The 14,997-nt window shown below is 68.0% G+C and carries 13 protein-coding genes; 3 read left to right on the forward strand and 10 right to left on the reverse strand.

Going from position 1 to position 14,997, the window contains the following annotated elements:
- Positions 1–4 precede the first annotated feature (4 nt).
- The 8 genes from xdhC to TSB10P1A_RS18820 form a co-directional block, all read right to left on the reverse strand.
- Positions 5–1,024, reverse strand: a complete 1,020-nt coding sequence (gene xdhC, locus TSB10P1A_RS18785; protein WP_186389485.1) for a xanthine dehydrogenase accessory protein XdhC — start codon at positions 1,022–1,024, stop codon at positions 5–7.
- Entirely contained in the window at positions 1,024–3,363 is a 2,340-nt protein-coding gene (gene xdhB / locus TSB10P1A_RS18790) for a xanthine dehydrogenase molybdopterin binding subunit (protein ID WP_186389486.1), read from the reverse strand. The genes xdhC and xdhB overlap by 1 nt, the downstream gene beginning before the upstream one ends.
- Entirely contained in the window at positions 3,353–4,840 is a 1,488-nt protein-coding gene (xdhA, locus tag TSB10P1A_RS18795; RefSeq protein ID WP_186389487.1) for a xanthine dehydrogenase small subunit, read from the reverse strand. The genes xdhB and xdhA overlap by 11 nt, the downstream gene beginning before the upstream one ends.
- A gap of 3 nt (positions 4,841–4,843) precedes the next feature.
- Entirely contained in the window at positions 4,844–5,197 is a 354-nt protein-coding gene (gene uraH / locus TSB10P1A_RS18800) for a hydroxyisourate hydrolase (RefSeq protein ID WP_186389488.1), read from the reverse strand.
- Between the two features lie 112 nt (positions 5,198–5,309).
- Positions 5,310–6,251, reverse strand: a complete 942-nt coding sequence (locus tag TSB10P1A_RS18805) for a LysR family transcriptional regulator (RefSeq protein ID WP_186389489.1) — start codon at positions 6,249–6,251, stop codon at positions 5,310–5,312.
- Positions 6,252–6,259: 8 nt separating this feature from the next.
- Positions 6,260–7,237 (reverse strand): quinone oxidoreductase, encoded by a 978-nt coding sequence (locus TSB10P1A_RS18810; protein WP_186389490.1) that lies wholly within the window; start codon positions 7,235–7,237, stop codon positions 6,260–6,262.
- A gap of 132 nt (positions 7,238–7,369) precedes the next feature.
- Complete coding sequence (locus TSB10P1A_RS18815; protein ID WP_186389491.1) at positions 7,370–8,095, reverse strand: phosphatidylcholine/phosphatidylserine synthase; 726 nt, start codon at positions 8,093–8,095, stop codon at positions 7,370–7,372.
- A gap of 157 nt (positions 8,096–8,252) precedes the next feature.
- Complete coding sequence (locus TSB10P1A_RS18820) at positions 8,253–9,224, reverse strand: DUF2182 domain-containing protein (protein WP_208987152.1); 972 nt, start codon at positions 9,222–9,224, stop codon at positions 8,253–8,255.
- Between the two features lie 184 nt (positions 9,225–9,408).
- Between TSB10P1A_RS18820 and TSB10P1A_RS18825 the strand changes: the two genes are divergently transcribed.
- Positions 9,409–10,644: a UbiH/UbiF family hydroxylase gene (locus TSB10P1A_RS18825; RefSeq protein ID WP_186389493.1), complete on the forward strand. Its 1,236-nt coding sequence runs from the start codon at positions 9,409–9,411 to the stop codon at positions 10,642–10,644.
- 13 nt (positions 10,645–10,657) lie between these two features.
- Here TSB10P1A_RS18825 and TSB10P1A_RS18830 read toward each other — a convergent pair whose 3' ends face one another.
- Both TSB10P1A_RS18830 and TSB10P1A_RS18835 read right to left on the reverse strand, forming a co-directional pair.
- Positions 10,658–11,740 (reverse strand): CaiB/BaiF CoA-transferase family protein, encoded by a 1,083-nt coding sequence (locus TSB10P1A_RS18830; protein ID WP_186389494.1) that lies wholly within the window; start codon positions 11,738–11,740, stop codon positions 10,658–10,660.
- Between the two features lie 41 nt (positions 11,741–11,781).
- Positions 11,782–12,735 carry an AEC family transporter gene (locus TSB10P1A_RS18835; protein ID WP_186389495.1) on the reverse strand — a complete coding sequence of 318 codons (954 nt, stop codon included), beginning with the start codon at positions 12,733–12,735 and terminating at the stop codon, positions 11,782–11,784.
- A gap of 166 nt (positions 12,736–12,901) precedes the next feature.
- Between TSB10P1A_RS18835 and TSB10P1A_RS18840 the strand changes: the two genes are divergently transcribed.
- Positions 12,902–13,807: a lysophospholipid acyltransferase family protein gene (locus TSB10P1A_RS18840; protein WP_186389496.1), complete on the forward strand. Its 906-nt coding sequence runs from the start codon at positions 12,902–12,904 to the stop codon at positions 13,805–13,807.
- Positions 13,808–13,925: 118 nt separating this feature from the next.
- Positions 13,926–14,969 (forward strand): CoA ester lyase, encoded by a 1,044-nt coding sequence (locus TSB10P1A_RS18845; RefSeq protein ID WP_186389497.1) that lies wholly within the window; start codon positions 13,926–13,928, stop codon positions 14,967–14,969.
- Positions 14,970–14,997 lie beyond the last annotated feature (28 nt).

A 14,997-nucleotide genomic window follows, 5' to 3' on the forward strand; every position in this document is an offset into this window, starting at 1 on the left:
CTTATCATACGAGCCTCATTCCCCCTGCAAGCCTACCGCCGTGTTTGTTGTGGAAAGCTCCCGCCTGCTCCCGGCGCAGCATCAGTTCGGCCGCGACAGAGACGGCGATGGCAGCCGGCTCCTTCGAGACGATCCCCGGAATGCCGATGGGGCAGCGGAAGCGACCGAGCGCCTCCGCGCTATGGCCGGCCGCCCGCAACCGCGAGACCATGCGCGCCGCCTTGGTGGCGCTGCCGATCATGCCGACGCCGCCGATGCCGGGCGCCCGCAGCGCCGCGTCGGCGATCGCAAGATCAAGCGCGTGGTCATGGGTCATGATCAGGACTTCGGCCGGCACCGCGTCCGCTTGCGCGACCTCGCGAAAGATCGATGGCGGATCGGCGACATGGCGCGCCTCGACGCTGCGCGGTGCGTGCGCGGGGAAGGCGTTGGCACGGCTGTCGACCCAGGTGATGCGGAACGGCAGGCTGGCCAGCGCCAGCACGACCGCCCGTCCGACATGGCCGGCACCGAACAGCATCAGCCGGGTCTCTCCGGCGGTGAACCGCTCCTCCAGCAGCCCTGCCGACAGCGCCAGCGGCGCGTCGACCGTGTCTTCGCCGGCGACGATCTCGCGCGGGGCTACCTCCCCTTGCGCGCCGATGGCAGCCCGTGTCGCGAAGCCGCCGCGTTCGGCGAGTTCGGCGAGGCATCGGGCCTCGTCGAGCCGGGCGAGCGAAAAGCTCTCCACCGCCAGCGTCACCCGGCCGCCGCAGCACTGGCCGAGGTCGGGCCCCAGCGTGAAGGTGCGCAGCTTCAACAGGTCGGTCGAACTCTCGTCGCCGGCCTGCGCGGCTGCGATGGCGATGGCCTCGTATTCCAGCGTGCCGCCGCCGATGGTGCCGTGGAAGGACCCGTCCGGCGCCACCACCATGCGCGCGCCGATCTCGCGCGGGGCCGAGCCCTGCAGCGCCAGCACGCTGACCATGGCGCAGCCGCCATGGCGTTGCAGCAGATCGCGAACGGCGCTCCAGGGGTTGCGCATCAGCCGGCCCTGCCCCGCTTCATGGATTGCACCGCCCGCAGGATCGCTTCCGGAGTCGCCGGGGCGTCCAAGTCCGGTATCGCGCCGGGATTGAGGCTGGCCAGCGCGTCATGGATGGCGCTGAAGACGGAGATCGCCAGCATCACCGGCGGCTCGCCCACCGCCTTGGAGCGGTAGACCGTCGGCGAGGGATTGCCGGCCGAAGCGTAAAGCTCCACCCGGAAGTCCTCCGGCACGTCGGAGGCGGTCGGGATCTTGTAGGTCGAGGGCGCGTGGGTGCGCAGGCGTCCCCGGTCGTCCCAGACCAGTTCCTCGGTGGTCAGCCAGCCCATGCCTTGCACGAAGCCGCCCTCGATCTGGCCGATGTCGATGGCCGGATTGAGCGAGTGGCCGACGTCGTGGAGGATGTCGACCCGGTCGACCCGCATTTCGCCGGTCATCGTGTCGACGGTGACCTCGGAACAGGCCGCGCCATAGGCGAAATAGAAGAACGGCCGCCCGGAGGCGCTCGGCCGGTCCCAGGTGATGTTGGGCGTGGCGTAGAAGCCGGCGGCGGACAGTTGGATCCGCGCCAGATGCGCCTCGCGCGCCAGTTCGCCGAGCGTCATGCTCCGCTCGCCGAGCTGCACGCGATTGTCTGCGAAGACGATCTCCGCCGGCTCGATCTGGTAGCGCTCGGCAGCAAAGGCGACGAGGCGGCCGCGGATGGTCTCGGCGGCGATCTTGGCGGCCATGCCGTTGAGATCGGTGCCGGAGGAGGCCGCCGTCGGACCGGTGTTCGGCACCTTGCCGGTATGGGTCGCGGTGATCTTCACCGTGTCGAGCGAGACGCCGAATTCCTCGGCGACGATCTGCGCCACCTTCTGGAACAGGCCCTGCCCCATTTCGGTGCCGCCGTGGTTCAGGTGGATCGAACCGTCGGTGTAGAGATGCACCAGGGCGCCGGCCTGGTTCAGATGCTTGAGCGTGAAGGAGATGCCGAACTTCACCGGCGTCAGCGCCAGGCCCTTCTTGAGGATCGGGCTGGTCGCGTTGAAGGCGGCGATCTCCTCCCGCCGCCGGCGATAGTCGGAGCTCTGCTCCAGCTCATCGACGATGGCATGCAGCGTCGCGTGCTCTTCCACCTTCATGCCGTAAGGCGTGACGTCGCGCCCATCGCGGTAGAAGTTGCGCTTGCGCAGGTCCAGCGGATCGACGCCGAGCCGGATCGCCAGCGCATCCATCATCCGCTCGGCCGCCAGCATGCCCTGCGGGCCGCCAAAGCCGCGAAAGGCGGTGTTGGAACAGGTATGGGTCTTCAGCCGGCGCGAATGGATCATCGCGTCGGGATAGTAGTAGCTGGAATCGGCGTGGAACATCGACCGATCGACGACGCCGAGCGACAGGTCCGCCGAATAGCCGCAGCGGGCGAAGAGCCGCATGTCGACCACCCGCAACAGCCCTTGCGCATCGTGGCCGAGCTTCCAGTCGACGCGGAAGTCGTGTCGCTTGCCGGTCATGATCATGTCGTCGTCGCGGTCGAGCCGCAGCTTGCAGGGCCGGCCGGTCGCACGCGCGGCAATCGCCGCGATCGCCGCCCAGTGGTTTGCCTGGGACTCCTTGCCGCCGAAGCCGCCGCCCATGCGGCGCACTTCCACCGTCACCGCCGCGTCCGGCACGCCGAGCACCCGGGCGATGATGTGCTGCGTCTCGCTCGGATGCTGCGACGAGGTGTGGACGAACATGTCGCCGTCCTCGCCGGGCACGGCCAGCGAGACCTGGCCCTCGAGATAGAAATGCTCCTGTCCGCCGATGCGCAGCGAGCCTTCCAACAGATCGCTGGCGGTGGCGAGCCCCGTTTCCGGCGAGCCCTTGCGGAACTGGTAGTCGGGCAGCACCGTCTCGCCCGCCGCCAGCGCGTCCTCGACGGTCAGCAGCGGCGGCAGCTCCTCCACCGAGATTCGCGCCTTGCGGGCGGCATGGCGTGCCGCCTCGCGGGTGGTCGCCACCACGGCAAAGAGCGGCTGGCCCCAGAACAGGATCTCCTCGTCTGCGAACATCGGTTCGTCGCCGAGGGCGGGAGAGACGTCGTTCTTGCCGGGAATCTCCGCCGGGCCGATCACCGCCACGACGCCGGGATGGGCGCGGACGGGATCGAGATCCAGCGAGACGATCCTGCCTCTTGTGGCATCACGTGCCCAACCGGGCACCACATGCAGCGTGCCGGCCGGCTCGCGGATATCGTCCACATAGACGGCGCTGCCGCTGACATGGCGGATGGCGCTGTCATGCGGCAGCGGCCGGCCGACGCTGGCGAGCGCCGCGCCGACCTGTGTTCCGCTGTCCTCGTCATGCCGCATGGATGACCTCCCCGGCTCGCAATCCGGTGACCCGCGTGCGCTCGTCCGGCGTTCCGCCGATTTCCACCAAAGCCTTGGCGAGCAAGGCGCGTGCCACCTCCTTGCGATAGGCCTCGCTGGCGCGCATGTCGGAAATCGGAGCGAAATCGTCGGCCAGCGCCTTCAGCGCCGCCGCCCAGCTCGCCGGCCTGTCGGGCCGGGCGCCGAGCAGGGCGAGTTCGGCATTTTCCGCCCGTTTCGGGGTTGCCGCCATGCCGCCATAGGCGAGCCGCGCCTCGGTCACCGTGCCGTCGGCGAGCGTGACCCGCAGGGCGCAGAGCACCGATGTGATGTCCTGGTCGAAGCGCTTGGAGATCTTGAAGCAGCGGAAGGCGTGGTTCGGGTCGAGACGCGGCACATAGAGCCCCGTGACGATCTCGCCCGGGGCGCGGTCCTGCTTGCCGTAGCCGATGAAGAAGGATTCCAGCGGCAGCGTGCGCGAAGCCTCGCCCCGCCGCAGCTCGATGGTCGCGCCGAGTGCGATGAGCGCCGGCGGACTGTCGCCGATAGGTGAGCCGTTGGCGATGTTGCCGCAGACCGTGCCGGAGGCGCGCACCTGCCGCGAGCCGATCCGCCGCCACAACTCGCCAAGGTCGGGGTCGATCCGTGCCATGTAGGGATGAGCGGCGGCGAACGTCGTGCCCGCCCCCATCAGCACGCCGCCCGGCGTCTCCTCGATACGGTCGAGGTCGCGCACCCGGCCGAGCCAGATGACCTGCGGCAGCTCACGGAGCTGCTTGGTGACCCATAGGCCGACATCGGTCGCCCCCGCCACCAGAGTGGCGTCCGGATGGCGTTCCGTCAGTTCGGCAAGCGCATCCAGCGTTGCGGGCACGGCGAAGAAGCCGCCCCCCTCCTGCGCGATGACCACATCGCGGGTGTCCCGCTCCATGGCCTCGAGCGCCGCGACGGTTTCGGCCGCGCGCCGCGAGAAGGCATCGTCGATCTCGCTGAAACAGGCCGCCATCGCCGCGTCGACGATCGGCCGGTAGCCGGTGCAGCGGCACAGGTTGCCGGCGAGCCAATCGGTGACGGTCTTGCGCGTCGCGGGTGTTTCCGGCGCGTGGTAGAGCGTGAAGAGGCTCATCACGAAGCCCGGCGTGCAGAAACCGCATTGCGAGCCGTGATGGTCGACCAGCGCCTGCTGCACCGGATGCAGCCGCCCGTCCGCGGCGAGATCCTCCACCGTCACCAGTTCGGCGCCGTCCAGCATGCCGAGAAACTGGATGCAGGAATTGACCGGCTGATAGACGAGGCGCCCCTCGACGAGCCGTCCGACCGCAACCGTGCAGGCGCCGCAGTCGCCCTCACCGCAGCCTTCCTTGGTGCCGACAAGACCGCGGCGCAGGCGCAGATAGTCGAGCACCGTCTCGGTCGGGCGGACATCCGCCAGTTCGACGACACGGCCTCCTTGCAGGAAACGGACGACTTCGCGCATCGCTCAACTCCCGCGATAGGTGGAATAGCCGAAGGGCGAGAGCAGCAGCGGCACATGATAGTGGCCGGCCTCGTCGGCGATCCCGAAACGCAGCGGGATGATATCAAGAAATGGCGGATCGGGCAGGTTCGCGCCAGAGGCCGCGAGATAGGCGCCCGCCTCGAACCGCAACTCGTAGACACCGGCGCGGAAGGCATCGCCCTCCAGCAGCGGTGCATCGACCCGTCCGTCGGAATTGGTCACGGCGGTGCGGATGCGCTCGAAGGTGCCGTTCCGCTCACGCCACAGCGACAGCGACAGGCCCGCCGCCGGCTTTCCGAGCGCCGTGTCCAGCACATGTGTCGTCAGTCGTCCCATGCTCCCCCTTCCATGCGTGCGATCGCCCCCCTGCCGGATATGGTCACGCATTGTGCATGCCTCCAAAGAGTGCAGCAGCCGAGCAGATGCGACCAGAAGATATTTTCGACCCCTATGATGCCGAATTGGCATCGATCATCGCAAGACGAGCGCGCAATGCGTCCACCGAATGATCGAAAAACGCCCGTGCCGCATGCCCGAGGCTGCGATGCGCCGAGGTCAGGATGGTGAAGCGGTCCCGCTTCAGGGGCTGTTCGGCCAGCGGCAGGAACACCAGCGAGCCCTCGACCAGATCCCGTTCCAGGCCGAGCGTGGTCAGGAAGGCGACGGTGTCGTCGCTGCGGGTCAGTTCCTTCATCAGCTTCAGCGAATTCGCCTCGACAAAGGCGCCGGGCGGAAAGCCTCCGTCGGCGAGCGCCATATCGAGCCGCTTGCGCAACGACAGGTCGGACGAGGGAAAGCAGAAGGAATGGACCAAGCAGTCGGCCAGCGACACGCGCTCGAGCCGCGTCAGCGGATGGCCGGGCCGCACCAGAGCGCCGATTTCGAGATCCCGGTGGAAGGCGACCGCAAGGCGCGGATCGTCCGGCGGCTCGAAGGCGAAGCCGACATCCGCCTCGCCGGCGATGATCGCCTCCACCACCTGTTCCGAGCCGGTCAGGACCAGGTGCAGGTGAATGCCGGGATAGCTGCGGCGAAAGGCGGCGACCACGTCGGGCAACAGGCTTTCGGTGACGCTCTCGACGCTGGCGATGCGCACGGTGCCGCGCTGCATGCCGGTCAGCGCGTCGAGATCGCCCAGCGTCGCCTCCAGGTCGGCGAAGGTTCGCAGGACATGCGCCCGCAGGATCTCTCCCGCGGGCGTCAGTTGCACCCCGCGCGCCAACCGGTCGAACAGCGTGTGGCCGAGCGACTGCTCCAGCCACAGGATCTGCCGGTTGACGGCGCTTGAGGCGACGTTCAGCTCACGTGCCGCCGAGCGGATCGATCCCGACCGGGCGACGGCCGCGAAATAGCGGAGCGCCGGGCCGTAGAGAGTGCGGGACCGATCCACAGGCGTTGTCAGGGCACGAGGACGGTGGTGCCGGTGGTCTTGCGCCCCTGCAGGTCCTCATGCGCCTTCGCGGCGTCGGCAAGCCGGTACTCCTGGTTCACCTGGATCTTGACGTCGCCCGAGCGCACCACGTCGAAGAGATCGTTGGCGGTCTCCTCCAGGTCGGCGCGCGAGGCGATGTAGGTGAAGAGCGTCGGCCGTGTGGCATAGAGCGAGCCCTTCGGCCCGAGCAGGCCCAGGTTGAAATCGGTGATCGGTCCGGACGCCTGACCGAACGACACCCACAGGCCAAGCGGGCGCAGGCAGTCGAGCGAGCCGGGATAGGTGTCCTTGCCGACCGAGTCGTACACCACGTCGCACAGCTTGCCGCCGGTGATCTCGCGCACCCGCTCGACGAAATTCTCGCTCCGGTAGTTGATGACGTGGGTGTAGCCGTTGGCCTTGGCAAGCTCGGCCTTCTCGTCGGAGCCGACCGTACCGATCACCGTTGCCCCGAGCTTTGCCGCCCACTGGCCGGCAATCAGGCCGACGCCGCCCGCCGCCGCGTGGAACAGCAGCGTGGTGTCGGAGGTCACTTTGTAGGTCTTGCGCAGCAGATAGCGGGCGGTCATGCCCTTGAGCATCATGCCGGCTGCGGTCTTGTCGTCGACCCCGTCCGGGATCTTGACCAGACGGTCGGCCGGGATCAGGCGCTCCTCGGCATAGGAGCCGAGCGGACCGACATAGGCGACCCGGTCGCCCGGCGCCACATGGGTCACGCCCTCGCCGACCGCGACGACGGTGCCCGCGCCCTCGTTGCCCGGGGTAAAGGGCAGACCGGCCGGCGCCGGATAAAGGCCGGAGCGGAAATAGATGTCGATGAAGTTGAGGCCAATGGCCGTGTGCCGGATCCGCGCTTCGCCCTTGCCCGGGCTGCCCAGTTCGATGTCTTCCCAGCGCATGACGTCCGGTCCGCCGGTCTCATGCACCCTGATTGCTTTCACCATGTCTTGCTCCCGTCGGGATGGGTCTCGATCGTGAGCCGGATGATGGGGGCGCCGGGCAGAGCGGGCAACCCCTTTTGCAAGGCAGGCGTTGTGCGATCTGGAGAAACGCCGCCAGCGGGTGCGGCGATCGGCTCAGCGCAGGTTGTCCAGCAGTTGCTGAACAGCGGAGACGGAGAGAAGATAGATGCTGGAGACGGCGAGCAGCCACTTGACCGGCCCGTCGGCCGACATGCCGTCGGCAATGGCGAAGCCCGCCGCCACGAACCACAGCAGTGTCACGGCCAGCGTCAGCGGGCGCCAGCGCGTCACCCGCACCGGATGCACGAAGCGGATCGGGGCGAAGGTCAGCGCGCACAGCGCCACCACGAACAGAACGGTGAAGACCTCCGACGAGGACAGCACCATCAGTCCGAACACCACCATGTTCCAGCCGGCCGGGAAGCCTTTGAACGAGCCGTCCGGCTGCTTCATGCCGTTGTCGGCGAAATAGAGCGCGCCGGTGAAGACGACGAGACCACCGCAGATCCAGTTCCACGGGGTCGACAGCATGCCGCTGGCCGCCAGTGCGAAGGCCGGCAGGAAAACATAGGTGGCATAGTCGATGACGAAGTCGAGCGAGGCGCCGGACCATTGCGGCATGCGCCGGGCGATGTCGAAGCGGCGGGCGAGCGGTCCGTCGATGCCGTCGATGACGAGCGCAATGCCGAGCCAGACGAAGAGCATCGTCCAGTCGCCGTGCGAGCCGGCGAGAAGCGCCAGCAGCGCGATGGGGGCGCCGAGTGCGGTCAGCACATGGATCAGGAACAGCGGATGCGCGCTCTTCAGCCTGTCCGTAACGCCAGCGTCGAGATCCGCCATCTTTCCCTTTGCCACAGGCTCAACCTCGTAACCTGGTCCACCTCCCCCGCCGGAAGGGACGAGAGAATGGTTCCCCCTGACCTTCCTATGCCCGCAAGAGGGGCGAACTGCAACAAGACTGACATGTTTTTGTCGCAAAAACCCGGCTCGGGGCAGTTCAACGGGCCAGGGTCGTGTGGCCGAGGGTGGCGAGCATCAGCAGGAAGCCACCCCACAGCAGCAGGAAGACACCGACGAGGCGCGGCAGCCGGTCCGAGAGGAAGGTCTTTTCCAGCCCCATCAGGAGGCCGAGCAGGGCGATCCACAAGACGTTCATGATGCCGACGGCGAACATCACCGTCATCAGCGCCCAGCAGCAGCCGAGACAGAACAGGCCCTGCATCACGCCGAGGCGGAAGGTCTCGGCAAGCGACCTCGGCCGGTGGCTGGCAAAGAACAGCCGCGGATTGCGGCAACGCCACAGGCAGGCTGCCTTGGCCGGGGTGAACTGGTAGATCCCGGCGGCAACCAGCGTCGTGCCCGCCAGAACGGTGGTCACCGGCGCCATCATCGGCGTCAGCGCACCGAACGCGGTCAGCGCCGCCTGGGCGCCCGTCGCCACCACCGCATAGGCCATCCACACCGAGAGATAACCGAGCGCCAGCAGCAACGTCGCCCACCCGGCCGGCAGGCCGTAACCGCCCTCGCCCGGCTGCCGTGCCCGTTCGGCGAAACTCGCGATCACCGGAGCTGCCGTCGGCAACATCATCGCCAGCGCCATCGCCGCCCACATGACGAAGACCAGCAGCATGTCGTGGGCCGACCACAGTTCCGAGGCCGGCATGCCGAAGGTCGAGGCGCCTTCCGGCAGGCAGATCGCTGCCAGCAACACGCGGGCCTCTGTCGGCAGGCCGGCGAAGATATTGAACGTGTTGAACAGCACCATGCCGGGGCCGAGTTCGTCCATATCCATCACCGGCACCATCGCGGCCACCATTGCCGCCAGATAGGCCCAGCCAGCCAGTGCCGCCACGCCGATGCAGGCAAATACCGTGGCGCGCGGATGCCGCGCGGCGAGCCCCCACAGGCCGCCGCCCCTCGGCTCTCCGCCGCCCGTGCCTTTCGCCGAAATCTCCAGTCCTGCCGGCACGTCCCGCTCCTGCTTACCGTTCCGGCTCGTCCCCGGATATCCGCACGGCATGATAGTGTCCTTGGACGCGGATCGGCATCCGCGCTGCGCCGGATGCGACCAAATGCGTCGCCACCGGGCTTGCATTACGCCGCCGCCGCGTCATCTTCCCCTTGAAGGTTCGAGGAAAGATCGGGTTCCGGCAATGACAAAGCGCAAAACCGCAAGCGGCAACACTCCGCGCCAGGCCGATATCGCCGTCGTCGGCGCCGGCCCCTCGGGGATGGGCATGGCTCTGCTGCTCGCCCGCCATGGCTTCCGCACCGCGCTTGTCGCTCCGGCCGTTGCCGCCGCCGACGATCGTACCACGGCGCTGCTGGAGTCCTCCGTCGAGATGCTGCGCTCGCTGAAGCTGTGGGAGCGGATCGCCCCGCACACCGCGCCGCTGGAGCACATGCGCATCATCGACGCGACCGGCCGGCTGATTCGTGCGCCCGAAGTGGTCTTCGACGCCTCAGAACTCGATCTTCCGGCCTTCGGCTACAACATCCGCAACACCGATCTGAACCGCGAACTGGCCGAAGCCTGCGCGAGCGAGCCGCTGCTGGAGCGGATCGACGCCCGCCTCGACGCGCTGGAACCGGGCGAAAGCGGCGTCACCCTGTCGCTTTCGGACGGCACCACCCTCTCCGCCCGGCTTGCCATCGGTGCGGACGGGCGCCGCTCGGCCGTGCGGGAGGCGGCGGGGATCGCTGTCAGCGAGTGGCGCTATCCGCAATGCGCCCTGGTGCTCAATCTCGAGCACGACGTGCCGCATCACGGCCATTCCAGCGAGTTCCACACGCCGACCGGCCCCTTCACGCTGGTGCCGCTCAAGGGGCGCCAGTCCTCGCTGGTCTGGGTTCAGGAACCGGGCGAGGCCGAGCGCCTGCATGCGCTCGACGACGATACGCTGGCGCTGGAGATCGAGCGGCGCGCCGCCTCGATCCTCGGCCGCATGCGGGTTCTGGGCAAGCGGCAGCTCTATCCGCTCGGCGGGCTCACGGCCAGAACTGTCGCCGCCAACCGCTGCGCGCTGGTCGGCGAGGCCGCCCATGTGTTTCCGCCGATCGGGGCGCAGGGACTCAATCTCGGCCTGCGCGACGTTGCCGCGCTCGGCGAGATCCTGGTCGCTGCCCGCCGCCGCGGCGAGGACATCGGCGCGCCGTCGGTGCTCGCCGCCTATGAGCGCGCGCGCCGGCCCGACATCATCTCGCGCACCACGGCCGTCGACCTGCTCAACCGCTCGCTGCTGAGCGAGCTTCTGCCCGTGCAACTGCTGCGCGGGATCGGGCTCTACCTCGCCGGCCGCGTGCCGCCGCTGCGCCGGCTCTTGATGCGCGAGGGCATCGCCCCGCTAATGGCCCGCCCGCGCCTGATGCGCGGCCTGCCGCTCGGCTGACGCTCTACGGGGGCTATACCGGCGCCCTGGCGCTGCGGGCGCCGCGAAAGACCGGTGCAATCGGCACCACCGTCGCCGGCAGCGTCACGTCGCCCGTCGTCACGTCGAAGTCGAACAGGCCGCGCTCGCGGAAATGTGGATCGGCAAAGGCCTCCGCGAGGGTGGCGAGCGGCGCGGCGCAGCAATCGGCGGCGGCAAGCCGGGGCGCCCAATAGGCGGTGTCCTGCGCGGCGAAGGCTGCGGCAAGCGCCCTGCCCGTCCCGTCCGGATCGCGGCGGTCGTCGCGCGCTGCCTCCGGCAAGCCGACCACATCGCACAGCGCGGTCCAGAATTTTTCCTCCAGCGCCCCGACGGCGATCAGCCCGCCATCGCCGGCCGCATAGATGCGATAGCGCGGCGAGGCACCGGTGAGGAGATCGGCGCCGTTGCCCGGCCCCCTGCCGGTCGCCGTGAGCTTGGCCTGGGCGAACAGCGCGAAGGTGAACATCGCGTCGCACATGGCAATGTCGAGCACAGCGCCTCTGCCGCTGCGCTCGCGCGCGATCAAGGCCAGCAGAATGTTCATCACCGCCGGAAAGCTGCCGCCCCCAATGTCGGCGATCTGCGCGGGGGGCAGAACAGGCGCCTCTCCGGTGCCACAGGAGAGCGCCAGCAGTCCGGTCAGCGCCATGTAGGTGATGTCGTGCCCGGCGTCCGGCGCGCGCGGGCCACCCTGTCCGAACCCGGTGATCGAACAGTAGATCAGGCGCGGGTTGCGGGCGGCAAGGTCCTGCGGCCCGAGGCCGAGCCGCGCCATCACGCCGGGTCGGAACTGCTCCAGCACCACGTCGGCGCCGTCGACGAGTTCGAGCACGCGCTCGCGCGCGGCCGGGTCCTTCAGGTCGAGTTCGACACAGGTCTTGCCGCGGTTGAGCATGGCGTAGAGCGCGCTTGCCGGTCCTGCCTTTGGCGGAAAGAAGCGCATGTCCTCGCCGCCCGGGCGCTCGATCTTGATCACCGCGGCGCCGGCCTCGGCCAGCATCAAGCTGGCAAGCGGGCCCGGCAGCAGCGTGCTGAAATCGAGCACCGTGATGCCGGCAAGCGGCTGTTGCGTCATGTCCTGTCTCCTCCCGGACGGCTGCTCTTGCGGGGCAGCCTCTACTGAAGCGGCAACAATCCTTCGGTGATCAGATAGATGAAGACCGACACGGTGACCGTCGAGGCGATGGTGCCGATCAGGATCGCACTGGAGGCGCGCTGGACATAGACATGATATTGCTGGGCGATCACGAAGACATTGGCCGCCGGAGGCAGGCAGGCCATCAGCACCGCCGTTGCCACCCAAGCCGGTTCGACGCCGCCCATCCAGTTCAGCAGCACCAGCACGATCAACGGATGCACGATCAGCTTGACGGCGAGGATCACCGGCAGTTCCAGCGGCACCCGCCCCATCGGCTGCTGCGCCACCGTCACGCCCATGGCGAAAAGCGCGCAAGGGGCGGCCGCGTTGCTGAGAAAGGTCAAGAGCGTGTCGATCGCCTGCGGCGGCTGGAACTCGACCGCCGCCGCCATCACGCCGGCAATGGTGGCGAGGATGAAGGGATGAGTGAAAATGCGCTTCAGCACCGTCACCATGGTCTTCAGCGGCGGTTCGTTGTCGGTGCCGCCGAGAGCCATCATCAGCGGTGTCAGCGTGAACAGCAGGATATTGTCGAAGCAGAACACGAGCGCCGTCGGCACGGCCGCCGCCGGTCCGAGCACCGCCAGCGTCAACCCCGGCCCCATGTAGCCGACATTGGAATAGGAGCCGGCGAGCGCCTGGATCGTCGCTTCGGGAATGCTGCCGCGCGAGGCCAGCACGCCGATGCAGAAGGCGATGGCAAAGGCGCTGTAGGTGGCGAAGGTTGTCGCCGCCACATAGCCGACATTCGTCAGTTCCTCGATCGGCGTCTTGGCGAGCAGGCGGAAGAACAGCGCCGGCAATGCGATATAGATGATGAAAAACTGCATCCACGCCAGCCCCGAGGCGGGAATATCCTTCAGCTTGCCGGCACCGATCCCGAGAAAGATCAGTCCGAAAAACGGAAGGGCCAGCGTGATCACATTTTCCATCAGGGCCTCCGGCGGACGGGAGGGGCGCCCGCGCAACAGGGAGCTTCAACAGGGAGCGTGTTGCCAAGCCTCGACCGCTTGGTTAATCACCGCAGGCCTAGCGGGTTCGCCGAGACCGGTCAACGGCAACGACCTCCGCATAAGTGAGTAGAGACGACGACAGGCGATGATGGAGACGGACTCCCCCGGCGAAACCGGCACCCTGCCGGCGACGCGACGCGGTTGGCGCTATCGCCTGGAATGGCGGCTGCTGAGCTTTGCCCTCTGGCTGCTGCGGCTGCTGCCGCCGGATGCGGCGTCTGCCGCCATGGGCAAGGGCTGGCGTCTGTTCGCGCGCTTCAACAGCCGCCACCGCCGCGCGCTCGGCAATCTCGAAAAGGCGATGCCGGACCTTGCGCCGGCCGAGCGCCGTCGCCTTGTGCTCGACATGTGGGAGAATCTCGGCCGCATCGCCGCCGAAACCCTGCAACTCGACCGCATCGTCGCCGAGCCGGATCGCTTCGAATATGACGTGGAGGACGTTCGCAAGGCGGTGGGTGATGGCGGCGCCGTGGTCGTCTCGCTGCATACCGGTAACTGGGAAATGACCGCCATGGGCGGCCTCGCCGCCGGATGGCAGCCGGCCGGGGTCTACCAGTCGATCAAGAATCCCCTCGTCGACCGTCTGGTCTACGACCTGCGCGCCCGCATCTATCCAGGCGGTCTCTATCCCAAGAGCCACGAGACGGCGCGGCGGCTGCTGACCCTTGCCCGCTCGGGCGGCCGCACCGCCATGCTCGCCGACCTGCGCGATCCCCGCGGCGCGGTGATTCCCTTTTTCGGCCGCGATGCCTGGGCCACGGTCTATCCGGCCTCCATCGCCCGCGCGGCCGGGGTGCCCCTCGTCGCCAGCCGAACCGTGCGCCTGCCGGGAAATCGCTTCCGCATCGAGGCCCGCATCGTCGAAATGCCGCAGAGCGGCGACCGCAAGGCCGACGCGCTGGCCGCCACCCGCCGCTATCACGCATTGTTCGAGCAGTGGATCCGCGAATATCCGGCCCAATGGATGTGGATCATCCGCAAGTGGCTGTGAAGCCTTCCGCCTTGCCCGAAGGTCCCGCTTGCATGCCGCAACGCGAAAGCCATTATATGCAATGCAACATGACGGGTAAGGAACCGCGCTGACGCGGGCCGTTCGGGAGGAGACCATCATGAAGACACCGCGTGCCTTCTATCAGCCGCTGGCCATCGGGGCGCCGGCGCCGCTGCGCGAGCAGCCGGTGCGGCTGGAGCGCATGATCCATTTCGTGCCGCCGCATGTCGAAAAGATGCGCGCGAAGGTGCCGGATCTCATTCGGTCGGTCGATGTGGTGCTCGGCAATCTGGAGGACGCGATCCCCGCCGATGCAAAGACCGACGCGCGTCGCGGTTTCATCCGTATGGCGCAGGACAACGATTTCGGCACCACCGGCCTGTGGACCCGCATCAACTGCCTCAACAGCCCCTGGGTGCTGGACGATCTCGTCGAGATCGTCACCGAGGTCGGCGACAAGCTCGACGTCGTCATGCTGCCCAAGGTCGAGGGGCCTTGGGACATCCACTATATCGACCAGCTTCTTGCCCAGCTCGAGGCTCGGGCCGGCGTGTCGAAGCCGATCCTCGTCCATGCCATCCTGGAGACCGCCGAGGGCGTCAAGAATGTCGAGGCGATCGCCACCGCCAGCCCGCGCATGCACGGGATGAGCCTTGGTCCCGCCGATCTTGCCGCCTCGCGCGGCATGAAGACCACCCGCGTCGGCGGCGGCCATCCCGACTACACGGTGCTGGCCGATGCCGGAGGGGATGCGGCCCCCCGCGCGGTCTTCCAGCAGGATTTGTGGCACTACACGGTCGCCAAGATGGTCGATGCCTGCATGGCGGCCGGCATCAAGGCGTTCTACGGTCCCTTCGGCGACTTCTCCGATCCCGCCGCCTGCGAGGCGCAGTTCCGCAACGCCTTCCTGATGGGCTGCGTCGGCGCCTGGTCGCTGCATCCGAGCCAGATCGACATCGCCAAGCGGGTGTTCAGCCCGGAGCCGGCCGAGGTCGCCTTCGCGCTGCGCATCCTGGAGGCGATGCCCGACGGCACCGGCGCGGTGATGATCGACGGCAAGATGCAGGACGATGCGACCTGGAAACAGGCGAAGGTTATCGTCGACCTTGCCCGCATCGTCGCGGCCAAGGATCCGGACATGGCGGCCCTCTACGGCCTGTAGATCGGCGGAGCCGGTCGCGACTTGTAAA

The sequence above is a fragment of the Stappia sp. TSB10P1A genome, assembly GCF_900185725.1.
Lineage (GTDB): Bacteria > Pseudomonadota > Alphaproteobacteria > Rhizobiales > Stappiaceae > Stappia.

What these genes read in the sequence shown, in the direction of transcription:
- xdhC (WP_186389485.1), bottom strand. Translation starts at nt 1,024, where the DNA reads ATGCGCAACCCCTGGAGCGCCGTTCGCGATCTGCTGCAACGCCATGGC.
- xdhB (WP_186389486.1), bottom strand. Translation starts at nt 3,363, where the DNA reads ATGCGGCATGACGAGGACAGCGGAACACAGGTCGGCGCGGCGCTCGCC.
- xdhA (WP_186389487.1), bottom strand. Translation starts at nt 4,840, where the DNA reads ATGCGCGAAGTCGTCCGTTTCCTGCAAGGAGGCCGTGTCGTCGAACTG.
- uraH (WP_186389488.1), bottom strand. Translation starts at nt 5,197, where the DNA reads ATGGGACGACTGACGACACATGTGCTGGACACGGCGCTCGGAAAGCCG.
- TSB10P1A_RS18810 (WP_186389490.1), bottom strand. Translation starts at nt 7,237, where the DNA reads ATGGTGAAAGCAATCAGGGTGCATGAGACCGGCGGACCGGACGTCATG.
- TSB10P1A_RS18815 (WP_186389491.1), bottom strand. Translation starts at nt 8,095, where the DNA reads ATGGCGGATCTCGACGCTGGCGTTACGGACAGGCTGAAGAGCGCGCAT.
- TSB10P1A_RS18825 (WP_186389493.1), top strand. Translation starts at nt 9,409, where the DNA reads ATGACAAAGCGCAAAACCGCAAGCGGCAACACTCCGCGCCAGGCCGAT.
- TSB10P1A_RS18830 (WP_186389494.1), bottom strand. Translation starts at nt 11,740, where the DNA reads ATGACGCAACAGCCGCTTGCCGGCATCACGGTGCTCGATTTCAGCACG.
- TSB10P1A_RS18835 (WP_186389495.1), bottom strand. Translation starts at nt 12,735, where the DNA reads ATGGAAAATGTGATCACGCTGGCCCTTCCGTTTTTCGGACTGATCTTT.
- TSB10P1A_RS18840 (WP_186389496.1), top strand. Translation starts at nt 12,902, where the DNA reads ATGATGGAGACGGACTCCCCCGGCGAAACCGGCACCCTGCCGGCGACG.
- TSB10P1A_RS18845 (WP_186389497.1), top strand. Translation starts at nt 13,926, where the DNA reads ATGAAGACACCGCGTGCCTTCTATCAGCCGCTGGCCATCGGGGCGCCG.